13 protein-coding genes are annotated in these 19,864 nt (G+C 48.9%); 12 read left to right on the top strand and 1 reads right to left on the bottom strand.

Translation table 11 applies throughout. The features are described 5' to 3' along the window. Positions 1 to 55: 55 nt before the first annotated feature. Entirely contained in the window at positions 56 to 1,327 is a 1,272-nt protein-coding gene (locus F566_RS0127775; protein ID WP_020410319.1) for a malic enzyme-like NAD(P)-binding protein, read from the top strand. Positions 1,328 to 1,387: 60 nt separating this feature from the next. Here the strand turns inward: F566_RS0127775 and F566_RS0127770 are convergent, their stop codons facing one another. Next, positions 1,388 to 3,838 carry a penicillin-binding protein 1A gene (locus F566_RS0127770; protein WP_020410318.1) on the bottom strand — a complete coding sequence of 817 codons (2,451 nt, stop codon included), beginning with the start codon at positions 3,836 to 3,838 and terminating at the stop codon, positions 1,388 to 1,390. 180 nt (positions 3,839 to 4,018) lie between these two features. On the opposite strand from F566_RS0127770, the gene F566_RS0127765 reads away from it, so the two are divergent. From F566_RS0127765 to hemE, 11 genes are all read left to right on the top strand, one after another. Continuing rightward, the gene (locus F566_RS0127765; protein ID WP_020410317.1) at positions 4,019 to 5,083 is read left to right on the top strand and encodes a pilus assembly protein PilM; all 1,065 of its coding nucleotides are present in this window, start codon (positions 4,019 to 4,021) and stop codon (positions 5,081 to 5,083) included. Further along, on the top strand, positions 5,083 to 5,649 hold the full coding sequence (locus F566_RS0127760; protein ID WP_020410316.1) for a PilN domain-containing protein: 567 nt from the start codon (positions 5,083 to 5,085) through the stop codon (positions 5,647 to 5,649). Before F566_RS0127765 ends, F566_RS0127760 begins: the two co-directional genes overlap by 1 nt. A gap of 1 nt (position 5,650) precedes the next feature. Continuing rightward, the gene (locus tag F566_RS0127755; protein WP_020410315.1) at positions 5,651 to 6,268 is read left to right on the top strand and encodes a type IV pilus inner membrane component PilO; all 618 of its coding nucleotides are present in this window, start codon (positions 5,651 to 5,653) and stop codon (positions 6,266 to 6,268) included. Beyond that, a complete protein-coding gene (locus F566_RS0127750) occupies positions 6,268 to 6,810 on the top strand; it encodes a pilus assembly protein PilP (protein ID WP_020410314.1) in 543 nt (180 codons plus the stop codon). Before F566_RS0127755 ends, F566_RS0127750 begins: the two co-directional genes overlap by 1 nt. A gap of 56 nt (positions 6,811 to 6,866) precedes the next feature. Continuing rightward, positions 6,867 to 8,942, top strand: coding sequence for a type IV pilus secretin PilQ (locus F566_RS0127745; RefSeq protein WP_245555317.1), 2,076 nt, complete (start codon positions 6,867 to 6,869; stop codon positions 8,940 to 8,942). 116 nt (positions 8,943 to 9,058) lie between these two features. Then, positions 9,059 to 9,613 carry a shikimate kinase AroK gene (aroK, locus tag F566_RS0127740; RefSeq protein WP_020410312.1) on the top strand — a complete coding sequence of 185 codons (555 nt, stop codon included), beginning with the start codon at positions 9,059 to 9,061 and terminating at the stop codon, positions 9,611 to 9,613. 2 nt (positions 9,614 to 9,615) lie between these two features. After that, a complete protein-coding gene (aroB, locus tag F566_RS0127735) occupies positions 9,616 to 10,698 on the top strand; it encodes a 3-dehydroquinate synthase (protein ID WP_020410311.1) in 1,083 nt (360 codons plus the stop codon). Between the two features lie 9 nt (positions 10,699 to 10,707). Then, positions 10,708 to 12,453: an AAA family ATPase gene (locus tag F566_RS0127730; protein ID WP_020410310.1), complete on the top strand. Its 1,746-nt coding sequence runs from the start codon at positions 10,708 to 10,710 to the stop codon at positions 12,451 to 12,453. A gap of 254 nt (positions 12,454 to 12,707) precedes the next feature. After that, positions 12,708 to 17,159, top strand: a complete 4,452-nt coding sequence (gltB, locus tag F566_RS0127725) for a glutamate synthase large subunit (protein ID WP_020410309.1) — start codon at positions 12,708 to 12,710, stop codon at positions 17,157 to 17,159. Positions 17,160 to 17,244: 85 nt separating this feature from the next. Next, a complete protein-coding gene (locus F566_RS0127720) occupies positions 17,245 to 18,663 on the top strand; it encodes an FAD-dependent oxidoreductase (RefSeq protein ID WP_020410308.1) in 1,419 nt (472 codons plus the stop codon). Between the two features lie 130 nt (positions 18,664 to 18,793). Continuing rightward, positions 18,794 to 19,861, top strand: coding sequence for a uroporphyrinogen decarboxylase (gene hemE / locus F566_RS0127715; protein ID WP_020410307.1), 1,068 nt, complete (start codon positions 18,794 to 18,796; stop codon positions 19,859 to 19,861). The last annotated feature ends 3 nt before the right edge of the window (positions 19,862 to 19,864 follow it).

The following is a 19,864-nucleotide window of genomic DNA, read 5'->3' as shown; positions in this document are numbered from 1 at the left end:
CGGGTCATTGCCTGATCTGATAGCCCTTCCAAATATATAAAGTAGGAAAAAAGCAATGTCAGAAGATTTGAAAACAGCTGCGCTTGAGTATCACGCTAATCCACGTCCAGGAAAACTGAGCGTGGAAATAACAAAACCCACAGCAACCTCACGAGACCTGTCGTTGGCCTATAGTCCAGGTGTTGCAGAGCCGTGCCGGGAAATCGCGAAAGATCAGAATCTGGCTTATAAATATACTAATAAAGGCAATCTGGTCGCGGTCATTTCAGACGGTACAGCAATTTTGGGCCTGGGGAATCTTGGCCCGCTGGCGAGTAAGCCGGTGATGGAAGGGAAAGGGGTTCTATTTAAGCGTTTTGCAGGGATTGACGTATTTGATGTGGAGGTTAAGGCGGAAAGCCCTCAGGCCTTTATCGATACCGTTGCGCGAATTGCAGACACCTTTGGTGGCATTAATCTGGAGGATATCAAAGCACCTGAATGTTTTGAAATTGAGCGTGTTCTTATTGAGCAGTGCGATATCCCCATCTTTCATGATGATCAACACGGAACGGCGATTGTAACGGCAGCCGGTATGTTGAATGCCCTGGAGTTGCAAGGTAAATCCATTGAAGAAGCCAAGATAGTCTGTCTAGGTGCCGGTGCTGCCGCGGTGGCATGTATGAAGCTGCTGATCAGCTGTGGTGCCAAGTCTGAAAATATTTATATGCTGGACCGTAAAGGGGTGATTCACAACGGACGTGATGATCTGAACCAGTACAAGGCAATGTTTGCTATCGATACTGACAAGCGTACGCTTGCCGACGCTTGTAATGGTGCGGACGTCTTTGTTGGCTTGTCCGGTCCGGATCTGCTGTCAGCAGAAATGCTGGCCAGCATGGCGCCTAATCCTGTTGTGTTTGCCTGCTCCAATCCTGACCCGGAGATTAAGCCGGAGCTGGCGCTGGCGACTCGCGATGACCTTATCATGGCGACTGGGCGTTCAGATTATCCAAACCAGGTAAACAATGTTCTTGGTTTCCCATTCATCTTCCGTGGTGCGCTGGATGTTCGTGCGAAGGCAATCAATGAAGAGATGAAAGTGGCGGCGGTAGAAGCGATTCGTGAGTTGGCCAAACAGCCTGTGCCTCAGGATGTCATTGATGCTTACGGTGGGGAGCAATTTGAATTCGGTAAGAATTATATTATTCCCAAGCCTATGGATAAGCGTTTGCTGACGGATGTTTGTGCTGCAGTGGCTAAAGCTGCAGTCGACACAGGTGTTGCGCGGATGCCTTACCCAGAGCATTATCCGCTGAACTCTATCGACGACATTAAAGTGGTGTAGGTCTTCAGAGTTATTGAAGGCAGTATAAAAAAACCGCATCAATGATGCGGTTTTTTTGTTCTAGAAAATGATTTCTGGAGGGGGGGCGTCTGATTGTGGTGGGATCTCGTCAGGAGAGTCTTCCACAATTTTTAGTGTTGGTGCTGATTCTTCAGTAAAAATTTCAAAAATGGCATTCTCCTGACCGGGAGCGGCGCGCTCGCCGGTTTCAGGGTCAATTTTGACTGTCACTATGCCTGGTGGTTGTTTCATTGGCGTTTCCGGCATCCCTTCCAGGGCAACTTTCATATAGTCTATCCAGATGGGTAATGCGGCTCTGCTGCCATATTCCCGGCGACCCAGAGTGTCTGGTTGATCGAATCCCACCCAGACCGTCGTGGCAATGTTGCCATTGTAACCTGAGAACCAAGCGTCAACCTGGTCGTTAGTGGTGCCGGTTTTTCCGGACAGATCATTTCGTCCGAGTGCACGAGCCTTTGTGCCGGTCCCCTGTCTGATGACATCTTGCAGAATGCTGTTAAGTATGTAGACGGATCTTGGGTCGGCAATAAGTGGTGCAACCTTTGGTTGTGCTGTTGCATCCTGAGGATTGCTTGTCTCGTCAGTGGTATTTTCTAAAGTCGGCTCTGACATGTCCGCAGAGACTGATGCAGTTTGCAGGCACTCCCGGCAAGCAATTTCTGGATCTGCACTGTAGATGATCTGAGCATCATGATCGATAATCTTATCGATCAGATAAGGTTTGACCCGATGGCCACCATTGGCGAGCGCTGCGTATCCTGATGCTACTTCCATTGGTGTAAATGCGGCAGAGCCAAGTGCAATTGAGAGATCTTTCGGGATTCGTTTGCTGTCAAAGCCCACCTGCTCAACGCCGTTCCTGATATTGTTGATACCGATTTTCTGTACCAGTCGAATAGATACCAGGTTCCTGGAAAGGTAGAGCGCTCTTCTTAATCGGGTGGGGCCATAAAACTTTCCTGAAGAGTTTTGCGGACGCCAGGAGGCTTCGAGCTGGGAGTCTTCAAACACTACGGGGGCATCATTGATGGTAGTGGAAGCAGTCGCACCGTTCTCCAGCGCTGAAAGGTAGACGAATGGTTTGAAGTTGGAGCCGGGTTGTCTGCGGGCCTGGGTTGCCCGGTTAAACTTGCTGAGGTAAAAGTCAAATCCGCCAACGAGGGCCAAAATCGCTCCGTCTTCTGGAGTTAGTGAAACCAGTGCGCCCTGAACATCTGGCATTTGGGCCAGTTTGTAGCCTTCGTCATCCAGGCTGATGTAAACAATGTCTCCGAGTTCGGCGACCTCGCTGGCATTAGTGGGGCGTTTGCCTTGGCTGTTAACGTTGTGAAATGGGTTGCTCCAGCGTAGTCCTTCCCACTCAATTTCGATGATATTTTTATCCGGTGTGGTGACGGATAGGGATTTTTCCTTGATTTCAGTGACCACCGCAGGGGAGAGGCCTTTTGCGGATGGTAGGTCCTCTAATTGCTTTAGGGTGTTTTCGAGGTTTTCCAGCGCCTCTTTGCCTGGGCGGGCGATAGGGCCTTTATATCCGTGCCTTCTGCTATAGGCGAGCAGTCCTTTTTTCAGCGCAGCATCCGCTGCATTCTGCAGCTTGCTGTCGATAGTGAGGATGACGTGCAGGCCGTCTGTATAGGCGTCCAGCCCATAAGAATCCACAATTTCCTGTCTTGCCATTTCGGCAATGTAGGGCGCCTCTACTTCCGGGCGGGTGCCATGATAGCTTGCTGTGAGTATGGCATTTTTGGCCGACTGGTGTTCGCTTTGGTTGATCATATTCAGCTCAAGCATTCGATCCAGTATCCAATTACGCCTAATCTTGGCGCGGTCGGGGGAGGCCAGTGGGTTATAGCGTGAGGGGGCTTTGGGCAGGCCGGCAATCATTGCGCTTTCAGCTAATGTGAGTTCCTTTATGGTTTTGCCATAGTACACATTGGCTGCTGCTTCTACCCCATATGCCCTATTCCCCAGGTAGATCTTATTAAGGTAGAGTTCGAGGATTTCGTCCTTCTCAAGTTCTTGCTCAATCTTAAGTGCGAGCAATATTTCATTGAATTTTCTGGAAAAGGTTCGTTCTTGGCTAAGGAAGAAGTTTTTCGCAACCTGCATGGTGATGGTGCTGCCACCGGACTGAATGCTGCCGGTGCTGATGAGTTGTACCGATGCACGTAAAAGTCCTTTGATATCAACTCCACCATGTTCGTAGAAACGGCTGTCTTCCGCTGCCATGAAGGCATTTAACAGATTCTGGGGGGCATCCTGGATGTTAATGGGAGATCTACGTTTTTCGCCGAATTCGGCGATTAACCGCTGGTCCCGGGTATAGATGCGAAGTGGAGTTTGTAACTGAACTGTCCGTAGTTGTTCAACTTCGGGAAGGTGGGGGGACAGAACTAGGTAAAAACTCGTAGCAATGAGTAAGCCACCGGCGATACCTACAACAAAACTCCAACAAAAAAACCGTAACAGTCTCACAAAATTTCGCATGTTTTTCCTGACATCTTTTGAATCTATGTCTATTATTTAAGAAATCTCTTTAGGTTTGACGAGCAACAACAATTATACGCTTTTTATTGGCTTGGTTTTAGTAATCTTTAATTGTTGTCTATGCTTGTTTAAGCAAAGTTCTGTTAACGATGTAGCAGCATTTACTGAGAAGGCACCTTTGTGTTTGGACTATTAGGAAAGAAAAAGCAACCGTTATTGGGGCTGGATATCAGTTCGACTTCTGTAAAGCTGATTGAATTAAGCCAACATGGCGGGCGTTTTCGGGTTGACAGTTACGCGGTGGAACCACTTCCGCCTAATGCTGTTGTGGAAAAGAATATCAACGATGCCGAAGCTGTGGGAGAGGTGATCTCTCGAGTGGTAGGTAAGGCCAGGCCCAATACGAAGCAGGCTGCTGTAGCGGTTGCTGGTTCTGCGGTGATTACAAAAGTCATACAGATGAACGCATCCGTAAGGGAGCAGGACATGGAATCCCAGATTCAGCTTGAGGCTGATCAGTATATTCCATACCCATTGGATGAAGTGGCGCTGGACTTTGAAGTCGTCGGGCCGAACGATATCAACCTGGAAATGCAGGACGTTTTGCTGGCAGCATGTCGGCGCGAAAATGTAGAGCTTCGTGAGGACTCGCTTCATATTGGTGGCTTGACTACCAAGGTCGTGGATGTCGAAGCCTATGCGATGGAAAGGGCGGTTGGCCTCATAGAAGGGCAGTTAGACAATGTTGGGGAATCCCAGACTGTCGCTGTTCTGGATATTGGGGCGACAATGACCACTCTGAGCGTGCTTTCCGACGGCAAAACCATTTATACCCGTGAGCAGTTGTTTGGAGGCAAACAGCTGACAGAAGAAATTCAGCGGCGTTATGGTCTGTCCCAGGAAGAAGCCGGACTGGCGAAGAAGCAGGGCGGATTGCCAGACGATTACGAGCAGGAGGTTCTTGAGCCCTTTAAAGAGGCTGTGGTTCAGCAGGTTGCTCGGTCCTTACAGTTTTTCTTCTCCTCCACTCAATATAATGAGGTTGACTACATCGTGCTGGCGGGAGGTACTGCCTCCATTTCCGGATTGGCTGAGCTGGTCCAGGAACGGGTCGGAACGACAACTCTGGTGGCTAACCCGTTTGCGGATATGACTGTTTCATCCAAAGTTAATGCTTCCGCATTAAGCAATGATGCGCCATCGCTGATGATCGCATGCGGTTTGGCGATGAGGAGTTTTGACTAATGGCAAAGATTAACCTTCGTCCATGGCGTGAAGAGCTACGAGCTGAACGCCAGAAACAATTTGTCACTATATTGGCTGGTTTTTTGATTATCAGTGCTGGTCTGGGCTTTCTTTGGCATCAGACGGTTGTGAGTAATATTGAATACCAGGAGCAACGAAATAATTTCATTAAAAATGAAATTGCTCAGTTGAATAAACAGATCAGAGAAATTGAAGAGCTGAAAAAACGGCGAAGTGCCCTGTTGGAGCGGATGAGGGTCATCCAGGATCTGCAAGGGAAAAGGCCGATTATTGTTCGTCAGTTTGATGAGTTGGTGAGAGTGATGCCTGAAGGGGTTCACTTAACCTCATTATCCAAAAAAGGTGAAGTTCTGGATGTTCAGGGGGTCGGTGAGTCAAACAGCCGAATCTCCAATCTTATGCGCAATCTGGACAACTCAGAATGGTATAAAGATCCGAGCTTGAGTTCTGTCAAAGCTGTACCGGGCCAGGAGGCCAAGAGTTCCTTCGTGATGAATGTCAAGCAGGAAACTCCTGAGGCGGAAAAGAATAAGGGAGGTGCTTAGGATGAGTATGTCAGACTCCCTGGAAGGCCTGAAAAATTTTGATATCAATGACTTGGATTTCAACAATGCAGGTTCTTGGCCAGCGCCCATAAAAGCTATTTGTATCCTGCTTCTGATTGCGTTGGTGTTAGGGGCGGTTTATTGGTTTGATATCAAGGATCTGGACGCGACTCTGGCGGCTACTGAGCAAGAGGAAATGGAGCTCAAGAGTCAGTTCGAGATTAAAGCCGGCCAGGTTTCCAATCTGGAAGAATACAAAGCTCAGATGGTTGAAATGGAAAAAACCTTCGGCGCTTTGCTTCGCCAACTGCCAAGTGACACGGAGGTACCTGGGTTGCTTGAGGATATTTCCAGTGTTGGCTCTTTGAGCGGGCTGGAGTTGTCTTCGATTGATCTGCAGCCGGAATTATCCCGAGAGTTCTATATCGAGCTACCGATTCGAATCAGGTTGTCAGGTACATATCACGATATTGCCGCATTTGTTAGTGGTGTGGCAGGTTTGCCAAGGATTGTTACTTTGCATGACTTCAGTATCACTAAAGCTCAGCAGGGGGTAGAAAGCTTGACCATGGAAATCCAGGCTAAAACCTATCGATACAGTGGTGGCGGGGATAACTAATGTTAAGACTAAGTATATTTCTTGTGCTGGCTGCACTGTTCATTCCATTGTCTGGCTGTTCTACTGGATCAGGGTTTGAGGATCTTGAGGCTTATGTTAAAGAAGTGAAGGCTCGCCCTAAGAAGAGAATTGAGCCTTTGCCGGAGTTCAAAGCTTATGAAGCCTTTTCCTATAGTGCAGCTAACAGGCGTTCTCCCTTTACTCCTCCCCAGGTGGTGCAGCTGGCATCCCTGGACCAGAAGCCTAAAAGCAATGTTAAACCTGACTTCAATCGTCCTCAGGAGCTTTTGGAAAGCTTTGCTATAGGTAATATGGCGATGGTTGGAACAATTATTAAACAGGATGATTCAAGGCTATTTGCATTGGTTAGTGATGGCGATGGCGGAATTCATCGTGTGAGAGAAGGCAATTATATGGGTAAAAACCATGGCAAGGTGGTGAGTGTGACTGAGTCGCAGATTGAGCTCATAGAAATCGTATCAGATGGTCAGGGAGGGTGGTTTGAACGCCCTCGGACCATGGGCTTAAGGGAAGTGAATTGATGAAGGTGAATCGAGAGCCAAGTGAGATTTATTTGGAGAATACAATGAAAGCGCTTATGAGTAAGATTTGGTTCGCTCTCATACTATCTATGATATGTGGACTATCGCATGCAGTTAATCTCACGGCTATAGATTTTGCTGCACTCCCCGGAGACCGAACTGAGGTCAAATTACAATTTGACGGGACGCCGCCAGAACCTAATGGCTATTCCATCGAGCAACCGGCCCGAATCGCATTAGATTTTGCAGGTGTGGGAAGTAGTTTGAGTGAGAAATACCATAAGATCTCTAAAGGTAACACTCAGAGCGTCACCATTGTTGAGGCTGGTGGTCGTACTCGGGTCATTATGAATCTTTTGGAGCTGGTTCCTTACGCGACGGCTGTTCGTGGAAATCAGGTGGTTGTTGAGTTGGGTAGTTCAACTGTAGGGGCTGTTTCAAGCTCATCAGGTTCTTCGTCATCTGTTACCCGGTCTGTAAGCTCGTCCTCCAGCAAAGAGCTGATGATTACCGACATTGATTTTCGTAGAGGGGAATCTGGTGATGGTCGAGTCATGATTGACTTCTCCAGTGACAAAGTGAACGTGGATATGGCAGAGGAAGCAGGCAATATCAAACTGAGGTTTGGTAATACCCGTCTGCCAAAAGAGCTGCAGAGAAGCTTGGATGTTGTCGACTTTGCTACACCAGTTCAGTTTATTGAGTCATATACCGAAGAAGGTGAAGCAGTCGTATTGGTTAAACCTCAGGGTAACTACGATTACCTGGCTTACCAAGCTGACAACAAGTTTACGCTAACCGTTGAGCCTTTGACCGCCGATGAAGCTGAGCAGCGTCAGAAAGATAAATTTCCTTATACTGGCGAGAAGCTCTCATTGAATTTTCAGGATATTGAAGTTCGTTCAGTACTCCAGTTGATAGCGGATTTTACGGGGCTTAATCTGGTTGCCAGTGACACTGTAGGTGGTCGTATCACCTTGAGACTCCAGAATGTTCCCTGGGATCAAGCGTTGGAGCTTGTGCTGAAAACTAAAGGGCTGGATCAACGTAAAGTCGGAAACGTTTTGTTGATCGCTCCAGCAGAAGAAATCGCTGCAAGGGAGAAACTGGAGCTTGAGGCTTCCAAACAAGTTAAAGAGCTTGCTCCTGTCAGATTGGAAGTTATTCAGATCAATTATGCCAAAGCAAAAGACATCGTTACTCTCTTGCAGTCTGACGAAGAGTTGATATCCAGTAGAGGCTTTATTTCTTCAGATGAACGGACTAACACAATCAGTATCCGTGAGACAGTAGAGAAAATTGCTGAAGTTCGTAGGTTGATTTCGACATGGGATGTGGCTGTCAGTCAGGTGCTGATTGAGGCGAGGATCGTAAGGGCACGTACCGACGCTATTGATGAGCTCGGTATTAAATGGGGAGGCACTCGTGTCAAGAGCAATGGGGCAGGAAACTGGATTATAGGTGGTGGTTCTGATTCAAACATCACTGCTTTTAATCAGTTAAACGATCCCGATGTGGATCAGCCAACGATTGCAACTTTCCCAGATGCTCTGGCTGTAGATTTAGGTGTGACTAGAAGTAATACTTCTTCCATCGCCATTGGGTTCCAGCGTGGACTGAATGTACTTCAATTGGAACTGTCCGCATTTGAGTCGGATGGGAAAGGTGAAGTCATTGCTCAGCCTAAGATCGTGACCGCTGACAGACAGACTGCACGTATCGAGTCAGGTGAAGAAATACCTTATGAAGAGGCGTCTTCAAGTGGTGCGACCAGTGTTTCGTTTAAAAAGGCTGTGTTAGCACTGGAAGTAACTCCACAAATTACGCCTGACGACAAGATTATTATGGATCTGGTTGTAAATCAGGATAGTCGTGGTGAAGTAACAGCGGGTATCCCAAGTATCGCAACCAATGAAATTACAACACAGGTGTTGGTAGGAAATGGTGAGACGATTGTTCTTGGTGGTATTTTTACTGCAGAAACCTCCAAGACAGTCACCAAGACGCCATTCCTTGGGGACCTGCCTTATTTAGGTAGATTGTTTACCAAAACTGAGAGCACTGATGAGCGCTCCGAGCTTCTGGTATTCATTACACCAAAACTGATCACAAATGGTTTGATAGATAACTAAGCTTCTTCAAACTGAGCAAAAGCCACCTTAGGGTGGCTTTTTGCGTTTTGGACGTACTAGAGCCCAAGGCTTTCTCATGCTATGCTCCGCAGCGCTTAAGCGATGGTTGACAAGGCATGCAAGATTACAAACATAATGTTGTACTGGTGGGCCCCATGGGGACTGGGAAGACCACAATAGGCAAGCTTCTGGCCCGTGAGCTTCACTTTGAATTCAAGGATTCTGATCGCGAAATTGAAGATCGGTCAGGTGCAGATATTCCGTGGATCTTTGACGTTGAAGGGGAGGAGGGATTCCGTGCCCGCGAACGAATGGTGATCGAAGAATTATCGAATGTCCCTGGAATTGTTGTGGCGACAGGCGGCGGCGCGGTAGTGAGTGAGGAGAATCAGTACCATTTGAGTACCCGGGGGTTTGTTGTGTATCTGTTTACTTCTGTAGAGCAGCAATATCAAAGAACCCGCAAGGATCGGAAAAGACCCTTGCTGCAAAACAATGATCCCCTGAAAGTTCTGCAGAATCTAATGTCTACTCGTGATCCTATCTATCGCTCAATTGCAGACTATGTTATTAGTACTGATCAAAAGCGACCAAGGGCAGTCGTTAGAGAAATTATCAAAGCCCTTCAGGCATCTCCCAATTGGATGCCAAAGTCTCCAGAGGTTGAATAATTGTGGAAATTCTCAATGTCGAATTAGAGGAGCGTAGCTACCCGATTTATATAGGTAGTGACGTGTTGTCTCAAAAGGAACTGCTTACCAGACATATTTCTGGCAAGCAGATTATGATCGTGACCAATGAAACGGTGGCACCTTTATATCTCGACAAGGTTCAGCAGTTACTTGAAGGTTATGATGTTGATGTCACTATCCTTCCTGATGGGGAAGAGTATAAGAATATGGATTCTCTGGCGTCGATCTATGACCATCTCATTGGTCAGCGCCATAATAGAACGACAACACTGATAGCCTTAGGTGGCGGTGTGATTGGTGATATGACCGGATACGCAGCAGCTTCCTATCAGAGAGGGGTAAACTTTATCCAGGTGCCAACCACTCTCTTGTCCCAGGTGGATTCTTCTGTTGGCGGTAAAACCGGGATTAATCACCCGCAGGGTAAAAATATGATTGGCGCTTTTTATCAACCAAAAGCGGTTCTTATTGATACCTCAACTTTACATTCTCTTCCGGAGAGTGAGTTCTCTGCAGGGTTGGCAGAAGTCATTAAGTATGGGCTGATCAAAGACGCTTCGTTTCTCGGCTGGCTTGAAGAGAATCTGGATGAGCTGATGGCTCTGGATGATAAAAAACTACGTTATGCTATTCAGCGTTCTTGTCAGATTAAAGCGGAAGTCGTGGCAGAGGATGAAACTGAAAAAGGTGTGAGGGCTATTTTAAATCTAGGTCATACATTCGGCCATGCAATAGAGGCGTTTACCCATTACAAAGAGTGGTTGCATGGTGAGGCTGTTGCGGCAGGTACCGTGATGGCTGCTGATCTATCTCTCAGAGAAGGGAATCTGGATCAGGACGACTACAAGCGCGTTGTTAATATATTCAGTCGATCCAATCTTCCGGTCAGACCGCCGTCGAATATGCGCGACGAAGATTTTACCCGCTATATGGCAATAGATAAGAAGGTGCTTGACGGACGATTGCGTCTGGTACTTTTGCGTGGTCTGGGAGATGCCTGGGTCACTGATCAGTTTGCTCAGGCAAATCTGGGGCAGACTTTGGCTGAATTTACCCAGCACTAAGGCTGCGTCATGTCAGCAAATGAGCATACCAGGGAGCAAGCTTACACTGCTGAACAATGGCGGCAACAATTTGGATTGTCCTTTGATCCGTTTCATGCCGAAAGTGTAGGAAGTCGGTGCTTTTTTGGTGGGGCTCAGCGCCAGGAGTTGTTGGATAACCTGCGGCATCTGGTGCATTTCTCTGATCATATTCTGGTTGTTACCGGAGACAAGGGAAGTGGTAAGACCTGCTTACTTGAGCAACTGACTGAATATGAGAAAGAGGCGCTGAAGATTGTTTGGTTACGCCCTAAACTCTTAGAGGGGCGTGCCAGCCTTATTGTGCAAATGGCCAAGCTGTTAGGAGTGGTCGTCGCCAAAGGGGATTCCACCGAAACGCTGTCAAATCGCATACTCGAGACTTGTTCCAATCAGTACTCCCACGGCCTGAGAACTCTCTTTGTTATTGATGACGCCCATGAGCTGTCAGATGAAAGCATTGAGTTGTTAGCAAAACGGTTTAATCCTCGCCTTTCGGGAGCATTTGGTCTGGTGCTTCTGGCTCAGCAGCAGATGGTGGAACAGATTCGGCGACTGTTTCCAGAATCACAGTCTCAACCATTCCATCAACTTCAGCTAAGAAATTTCAGTCAGAGTGATACAGCCGATTTTGTGCTGAAACATCTCCAGCAGGCTGGGTGGACTGGGTCCCCAGGTATAGATCAGGAAGCGCTGATAAAAATACATAAGCTGGGTAAAGGACTCCCAGGAAGGATAGTAAGAACAGCTTCTTCGGTTCTTCTCTCAGGTGTTGATTCAGTGGCTTCCGGTCACGGGCGTATTTCCCAAATGAATCTGCTTTTTGCAGGTCTGGTGGGCCTAGCATTGGTGCTGGCCGTCATTCTGATATCGTTGCAGTATGATCAGGATGAAGAGGCTGTGGTTGACGAAGTGGTTGAGCAATCCCGGTATACGATAGCCTTGCCTGTTTCATCTGATGGCGATTTAAAGGAAGGGGCTGATAACACCCTCGTCAGCGATGACTTATTGCCTCTCTCTGATCAAGGGGCGACAGAACCCCGCTCCGCATCAGAAGAAGATCTGATTTCTGCAATGGAAAAGACTGAAGTGTCGTTGAAAGGGGGATCGCAGGCCGATGGTGATCCTGTAGAAAGTGCTGACTCTGCTGAGAAAGGCGAGCCCTCTGAAAAAGCAGATAAAGTCGAGGAGACTGTCGCTGAAAGCGCTGTAGCGGATAAGGCGAGTTCTGACGATGATAGCACTAAGATGGTGCATGAAGCCGGTCAGGCGTTGACTGAGGTTCAGCCCAAGGTGCAAAAAAAGACGCAAAAAGAGGTGTCGAATAAAGAGCCTCATGAAGAATTGTCAGTCAATAAGCCTTCTGAAAAGGCTGGATCTGAACCTTCGAGGCAAGTAGTCGTCGCGGATGAGCGGGTGAAGGCACAGGTTTCAGTGTCAGAATTCAAGCGGACTGCCGAGTGGGTAGAGAAGCAGCCGCAGGGAAGTTGGACTATTCAGGTGTTAGGGTCCTTTTCTAGCGAGTCTGCGACTGAATTCCTGAAAGGTCTCGATAATACAGAGGGCTACTTCTATGTGAAATCTGACTACCAGGGTAAGGACTGGTATGTCGTACTGCATGGAGTCTATTTGGATAAAACAACCGCCAGAGAAGGATTGGGCAATCTGCCTGCAAATATTCAAGAGGCAGGAGCCTGGATTCGAAGCCTCGGTGGCCTGCATGTTGCTTCAGACTAGTTATCTGAACTCTTGAGCTTTACTTACGCTAAAAGCCTCGTGTCTAGCGGATGCTGGAAGAGGTGGTGACTAAGTGATTTCCCCAATATTTGTCGTTTTAAGTACTTTTACTAATTAACTTTTCCCTTTAAATTTGAGCAATGGGCAGTCCGTGTGTAGAATGGGCGGCCCATTTTTGCCTATCAAAAGCTGTTTTTATTGATTGATGTACATATAAGCTTTTGATTCGTAAGGATTTGAATGAGAGATTACTTATGAAAACAGGTCTGTATCAACCCGGCGAATTCAAAGATAACTGTGGTTTTGGCTTGATAGCCCATATGGAAGGCGAGCGCAGTCATGAGCTGCTGCGCACGGCAATTGAATCGCTTACATGCATGACACACCGTGGCGGAATTGCCGCAGACGGTAAAACTGGTGATGGTTGTGGTCTGCTGATACAAAAGCCTGATTCCTTTTTGCGTGAAGTCGCCAAAGAATCCCTTAGCACCGAATTAGGCAGTAATTATGCTGTTGGTATGGTGTTTCTTAATACTGATCCGGCCAAGGCTCAGTTTGCCCGCGAACAGTTGGAAGCGGCGCTAACTGACCAGGGACTGAAACCGGTCGGGTGGCGCATAGTGCCCACTGATACTGCATGTCTGGGGCCTATGGCTCTGGATTGCCTTCCAGGTATTGAGCAGATATTTGTCAATGCAGATGACGCACTGAGCCAGCATGAAGTCAGCGTCAAGTTATATGTGGCGCGTCGTCAGGCCGAAAAAGCATTGGCCGGCGATAGTGAGTTTTATATTTGTTCTCTTTCAGATCAGGTGATTTCCTACAAGGGCCTGATGATGCCGGTAGACTTACCCAGCTTCTACAAGGATCTGGGGGACGAGCGCCTGGAAACCGCTATCTGTGTATTTCACCAGCGCTTCTCTACCAATACGATGCCTCGGTGGCCTCTGGCTCAGCCATTCCGTTATCTCGCTCATAATGGCGAAATAAACACGATTGAAGGTAACCGTAACTGGGCATTGGCCCGGGCAAACAAGTTCAAGAGTGAATTCCTGCCGGACTTGCAGGAATTGCAGCCCATCGTTAACAGAACCGGCTCGGATTCTTCCTCTATGGACAACATGCTGGAGGTTCTGTTGGCCGGTGGTGTGGACCTGTTCCGAGCTGTCAGAATGATGATCCCGCCTGCCTGGCAGAATGTAGATACCATGGATGCTGATCTGCGTTCCTTTTACGAATATAACTCCATGCATATGGAGCCTTGGGATGGTCCTGCTGGTGTGGTAATGACTGATGGACGCTATGCCGTTTGTCTGTTGGACCGTAACGGACTGCGCCCGTCTCGTTGGGTGATCACCAAGAATGGTTTCATTACACTGGCTTCTGAAATTGGAACCTATGGCTACAAGGCTGAAGATGTCATCGCCAAGGGCAGGGTTGGTCCTGGCCAGATTCTGGCAGTGGATACGCAGACTGGTGAAGTCCTGCATACCAAGGATATTGATAACCGTCTGAAAGCGGCGCAGCCATACAAGAAGTGGTTGCGTGAAAATGCGCTCAGAGTTGAAACCAAACTGAACCAGCAAACACCTGATTTCACCCTGATGGAAAAGGAAGAGCTCAACAGCTACATGAAAATGTTTATGGTGTCCTTCGAGGAGCGTGATCAGGTGTTGCGCCCTATGGCAGAGGCTGGTCAGGAAGCTGTTGGATCTATGGGGGATGACACGCCGATGGCGGTGTTGTCAAATAAGGTGCGTTCTGTTGCGGATTACTTCCGGCAGAAATTTGCTCAGGTCACCAATCCACCCATCGACCCGCTACGGGAAACCATCGTCATGTCGCTGGAAACTTGTCTGGGGGCGGAGAGAAATGTGTTTGAGGAAAGTCCTGAGCACGCAAACAGAATCATCCTGAGCACACCGGTTCTGTCTCCAGCGAAATTTCTCCGAGTGATGTCCAATGAACGGCCGGGGTTTGAAACTGAAATCATCAAGCTGTCTTTCCGCCCTGAGCTTGGGTTGCAAAAAGCAATTGAGTCCGTAACGGAGCAGGCAGAGCAGGCTGTGCGGAACGGCAAGGTGTTGTTGGTTCTTAGTGACAAGTATATTCAAGAGGGTGAAATACCGATCAACGCCTTCATGGCCACCGGTGCTGTTCACCATCACTTGGTTGAGCGTGGATTGAGAACGGATTCCAACATCATTGTCGAAACTGCATGGGCGCGTGACTCTCATCACTTTGCTGTGTTGTTCGGTTTTGGTGCTACGGCTGTCTATCCCTATCTGGCTTATCAGGTATTGAATGACCTGATTAATGCAGGGCAGTTGTTGATCGATCCGATTGACGCGAAGAACAACTATCGTCGAGGGATTAACAAGGGCTTATTGAAAATCCTGTCCAAAATGGGGATTTCTACTATTGCGTCATATCGTGGAGCCCAACTGTTTGAGGCTGTAGGGCTTTCTGAAGATGTAGTTAATCTCTGTTTTAAAGGTGTCGCGAGCCGAATCGAAGGTGCTACCTTCTATGACCTGCAAACAGAGCAGGAAGCTTTGGCCAAAATGGCCTGGAATAAACGGAAATCGATTCTCCAGGGTGGGCTGCTGAAGTTTATCCATGGCGGTGAGTATCATGCATATAATCCGGATGTGATCCGCACTTTGCAGGACGCCGTTAAATCCGGAGATTATGGCATCTATCAGGAATATGCTTCCTATGTGAATGGGCGTCCTGTCACCACTATTCGTGACCTGCTGGCGTTGTCCAGCAAAGCGAAGCCTATTGATATCAACGATGTTGAACCTGTTGAGAATATCTATAAGCGGTTTGACTCTGCTGCCATGTCAATTGGCGCATTGTCGCCTGAAGCACACGAGGCTTTGGCGGCTGCAATGAACCGCTTGGGTGGTCGCTCGAATTCAGGTGAGGGCGGCGAGGATCCTGCGCGTTATGGTACAGAGCGCCGCTCCAAGATTCGCCAGGTCGCCTCCGGTCGCTTTGGTGTGACGCCACACTATTTGGTTGGTGCTGAGGTGCTGCAGATCAAGGTGGCGCAGGGGGCTAAACCGGGAGAAGGTGGTCAGTTACCGGGCGGTAAGGTCAATGAGCTGATTGCACGATTGAGATTCTCGGTTCCGGGGGTGACGTTGATATCGCCTCCTCCTCATCATGACATCTATTCAATCGAGGATCTGGCTCAGCTGATTTTTGACCTTAAGCAGGTTAATCCGGAAGCGCTGGTATCTGTCAAATTGGTGTCCGAGCCGGGGGTCGGTACTATTGCCGCAGGTGTGGCGAAAGCCTATGCGGACCTGATTACAATTTCGGGATACGATGGTGGAACCGGTGCCAGTCCGCTGACCTCGATCAAGTATGCTGGGTCGCCCTGGGAGCTGGGGCTGTCAGAAGCCCACCAGACGCTTCGCGGGAATGATCTGCGTGGTAAGGTCCGTTTACAGACGGATGGCGGTCTCAAAACTGGCCTGGATGTGGTGAAAGCTGCAATTCTTGGTGCTGAGAGCTTTGGTTTTGGAACCGGGCCGATGGTTGCGATCGGATGTAAATATCTGCGGATTTGTCACCTAAACAACTGTGCTACCGGTGTTGCCACTCAGAATAAGGCTTTGCGTGATAAGCACTTCCAGGGCACTGTTGAGATGGCGATGAACTACTTTAAGTTTGTGGCAGCCGAAACCCGGGAATGGATGGCGAAGTTGGGTGTGTGTACTTTGGAAGAATTGGTCGGCAGGACGGATTTGCTTGAAATTCTGCCTGGGAATACGCCAAAGCAGCGGAACCTGAATCTGGCGCCAATCCTGAGTAGTGACAATATTCCTGCGGACAAGCCGCATACCTGTCAGGTTGAACGTAATCTGCCATACGATAAGGGAACCTTGGCTGAACGGATGGTGGAAGCCACCTTGAGCACGATTGAAGCCAAATCCGGTGGTGAGTTTGAGTTTGAGGTCACCAACTGTGACCGTTCTATCGGGGCTCGTTTATCCGGTGAGATCGCCAAGCGTCATGGCAATCAGGGGATGGCGGATGCTCCTGTGGTGTTGAAATTGACGGGGACTGCTGGTCAGAGTTTCGGTGTCTGGAATGCCGGCGGTTTGCATATGCATCTTGAAGGGGATGCCAACGACTATGTCGGTAAAGGCATGACTGGCGGAAAGTTGACTATTCGTCCGCCTGCTGTCAGTACGTTTGCTTCCCAGGAGACCGCGATCGTTGGTAACACCTGCTTGTATGGAGCTACCGGTGGTAAGCTGTTTGCCGCCGGGGTTGCGGGTGAGCGATTCGCTGTGAGGAACTCTGGAGCTCATGCGGTCGTCGAGGGTGCAGGAGATCACTGTTGCGAATACATGACCGGCGGTATGGTGACGGTACTTGGCAAAACTGGCCATAACTTTGGTGCAGGTATGACGGGTGGTTTTGCCTACGTACTTGATCTGGAAAACCGCTTTGTGGATCGCTATAACCACGAGCTGGTGGAAATCCATCGTATTACCAGTGAGCAGATGGAAGCCTACCGGAATCATTTAAGAGACGTCATTGCCGGGCATATAGAAGAAACCGGCAGTAGCTGGGCAGAAAACATCCAGGATAATTTCGACGATTATGTCGGACGGTTCTGGCTGGTGAAGCCTAAGGCGGCCAGTCTCGCCAGTCTGCTGGACAGCACTCGTGCCCGCCCGGAATAACCGGGCGGCTGGTTTGTCCAGTCCGATATGTGCATTGCTGTGAAAAGAATTCCCCATTATTGATGAGTTTTAGAGGTTGAAACGCATGGCTGAGAGACTGAGCAACAACTTTCAGTTCCTCGATGTAGGAAGGCAAGATCCGGAAAAGGTGCCTGTTAGCCGTCGTAAGAAAAAGTTTGTGGAAATATACAAACCTTTCAAGGAAGACGAGGCTAAAAACCAGGCGCATCGCTGCCTGGAATGTGGTAATCCTTATTGTGAATGGAAGTGTCCGGTACATAACTTTATTCCCAACTGGCTTAAGCTGGTGTCTGAAGGCAACATCATGCAGGCCGTGGAAATGTCGCACCAGACCAACACGCTGCCGGAAGTCTGTGGTCGCGTGTGTCCGCAGGACCGGTTATGTGAGGGGGCCTGTACTCTGAATGATGGTTTCGGTGCCGTAACCATTGGGTCTGCTGAGAAATATATCACTGAAACGGCATTCGCTCTGGGCTGGCGCCCGGATATGTCCAAAGTCACAATGACCGACAAGAAAGTCGCGATCATTGGTGCCGGACCTGCTGGCTTGGGGTGTGCGGATGTGCTGATCCGAAATGGTGTGAAACCCATTGTTTTTGATCGTTATCCGGAAATCGGAGGTTTGCTGACGTTCGGAATTCCAGAGTTCAAACTGGAAAAAAGCGTGATGACCCGCCGTCGTGAAGTGTTCGAAGGTATGGGTATCGAGTTTCGTCTGAATACGGATGTCGGGAAAGACATCACTTTGCAGCAATTGTTGGACGAGTATGACGCAGTCTTCATGGGAATGGGCACCTATAACTATATGAAAGGTGGTTTCCCTGGTGAAGATTTGCTCGGCGTTCATGATGCGCTGCCTTATCTTATTTCCAACGTAAATCGCTGCCTGGGTTATGAAAAGGCTGCGGACGACTTCATCGATATGAGTGGCCGTCGCGTGGTGGTGTTGGGTGGTGGTGATACTGCGATGGACTGCAACCGTACAGCAATTCGCCAGGGGGCTAAGTCAGTTCACTGTGCTTATCGCCGCGACGAAGCGAATATGCCGGGATCCAGAAAGGAAGTGGCAAACGCCAAAGAAGAAGGGGTGAAATTCCTGTTCAATCGGCAGCCCGTTGCCATTATCGGTGAGGATAAGGTTGAAGGGGTTAAAGTGGTTCAGACCCGACTGGGTGATCCGGATGAGAATGGTCGCCGTCGCCCGGAGGTGGTGCCCGGTAGCGAAGAGGCCTTGCCGGCAGATGAAGTCCTGATTGCTTTTGGGTTCAGGCCGAGCCCTGCGCCTTGGTTTCAGGATGTAGGTGTTGAGATCGACTCTTCGGGCAGGGTTGTGGCACCTGAAGAGCAGGAATACAAGTTTCAAACGACCAATCCTAAGATATTTGCCGGTGGCGATATGGTTCGTGGCTCCGATCTCGTTGTGACGGCAATCTGGGAAGGACGTCAGGCGGCCGAAGGGATTTTGGACTACCTCGAAGTCTGAAATTTTTCCTCGAATTTCTCTGACAGAAGGCATGGTATCGAGTACCATGCCTTTTTTATTTTGATATCCCTTTAAGTAGTATTTTGACCTGATGTATTTGATCGGGTAAGGGTTGTAGGTTGGAGAAAACATGTCTGAACTGAAGAATGATCGATTTCTGCGAGCGTTATTGCGTCAACCTGTTGATGTTACGCCAGTATGGATGATGCGTCAGGCTGGGCGCTATTTGCCGGAATATCGCGCTAGTCGCACTCGGGCAGGCAGCTTTATGGACTTGTGTAAAAACCCGGACCTTGCCTGTGAGGTCACGTTGCAGCCCCTGGAGCGTTATCCTTTGGATGCGGCCATTCTGTTCTCCGACATTCTGACGATTCCCGATGCCATGGGGTTGGGTCTCTATTTTGAGACTGGTGAAGGCCCCCGGTTCAAAAAGACGGTTCGGACTCAGAAGGATGTTGATGATTTACCTATTCCGAAAGCCGAGACAGACCTGGATTATGTGGTAAAAGCGGTTTCGACCATTCGTGGCGCATTGAACGGCCGTGTTCCTTTGATTGGATTTTCCGGCAGCCCATGGACCTTAGCCACCTATATGGTTGAAGGCGGCTCGAGTAAAGACTTTAGGGAAATCAAGAAACTGGTCTACGGACAGCCGGATGTCCTGCATCAGATGCTGGATAAGCTGGCCCTGTCTGTTACTGATTATCTGAATGCCCAGATTCGCGCCGGAGCTCAGGCGGTACAGATATTTGATACCTGGGGTGGGTCGCTGACGCCCGAGGGGTATCTGAATTTTTCCCTGGCGTATATGCGGAAGATTGTCGATGGTCTGATTCGGGAAAATGAAGGGCGTAAAGTTCCCGTTATTCTGTTTACCAAAAATGGTGGTCAGTGGCTTGAGGCGATGGCTGACGTGGGAGCGGACGCGCTTGGTCTGGATTGGATGACGGATATCGGTGAGGCCAGGAAAAGGGTCGGTCACAAAGTTGCGTTGCAGGGCAATATGGATCCTGCGGTCTTGTACGCAAGCCCTGAGGCGATTCGGAGTCAGGTTGCAGATATATTGCAGCGATTTGGTTCTGGCAATGGGCATGTGTTCAATTTGGGGCATGGGATAACCCCTGAAGTCGATCCGGCTCATGCGGGTGCTTTCATTGAATCTGTGCATGAATTGAGTGCTCAATACCATCAAGCCTAATTA

The sequence above is a fragment of the Hahella ganghwensis DSM 17046 genome, from assembly GCF_000376785.1.
GTDB classification, from domain to species: domain Bacteria; phylum Pseudomonadota; class Gammaproteobacteria; order Pseudomonadales; family Oleiphilaceae; genus Hahella; species Hahella ganghwensis.
This window is presented reverse-complemented; position numbering and strand designations above follow the sequence as displayed.

Excerpts from the sequence above, each read along its gene's own strand:
- F566_RS0127750 (WP_020410314.1), top strand. The coding sequence starts at position 6,268 with ATGTTAAGACTAAGTATATTTCTTGTGCTGGCTGCACTGTTCATTCCA.
- gltB (WP_020410309.1), top strand. The coding sequence starts at position 12,708 with ATGAAAACAGGTCTGTATCAACCCGGCGAATTCAAAGATAACTGTGGT.
- F566_RS0127755 (WP_020410315.1), top strand. The coding sequence starts at position 5,651 with ATGAGTATGTCAGACTCCCTGGAAGGCCTGAAAAATTTTGATATCAAT.
- F566_RS0127775 (WP_020410319.1), top strand. The coding sequence starts at position 56 with ATGTCAGAAGATTTGAAAACAGCTGCGCTTGAGTATCACGCTAATCCA.
- F566_RS0127730 (WP_020410310.1), top strand. The coding sequence starts at position 10,708 with ATGTCAGCAAATGAGCATACCAGGGAGCAAGCTTACACTGCTGAACAA.
- aroK (WP_020410312.1), top strand. The coding sequence starts at position 9,059 with ATGCAAGATTACAAACATAATGTTGTACTGGTGGGCCCCATGGGGACT.
- F566_RS0127720 (WP_020410308.1), top strand. The coding sequence starts at position 17,245 with ATGGCTGAGAGACTGAGCAACAACTTTCAGTTCCTCGATGTAGGAAGG.
- F566_RS0127745 (WP_245555317.1), top strand. The coding sequence starts at position 6,867 with ATGAGTAAGATTTGGTTCGCTCTCATACTATCTATGATATGTGGACTA.
- F566_RS0127770 (WP_020410318.1), bottom strand. The coding sequence starts at position 3,838 with ATGCGAAATTTTGTGAGACTGTTACGGTTTTTTTGTTGGAGTTTTGTT.
- F566_RS0127760 (WP_020410316.1), top strand. The coding sequence starts at position 5,083 with ATGGCAAAGATTAACCTTCGTCCATGGCGTGAAGAGCTACGAGCTGAA.
- hemE (WP_020410307.1), top strand. The coding sequence starts at position 18,794 with ATGTCTGAACTGAAGAATGATCGATTTCTGCGAGCGTTATTGCGTCAA.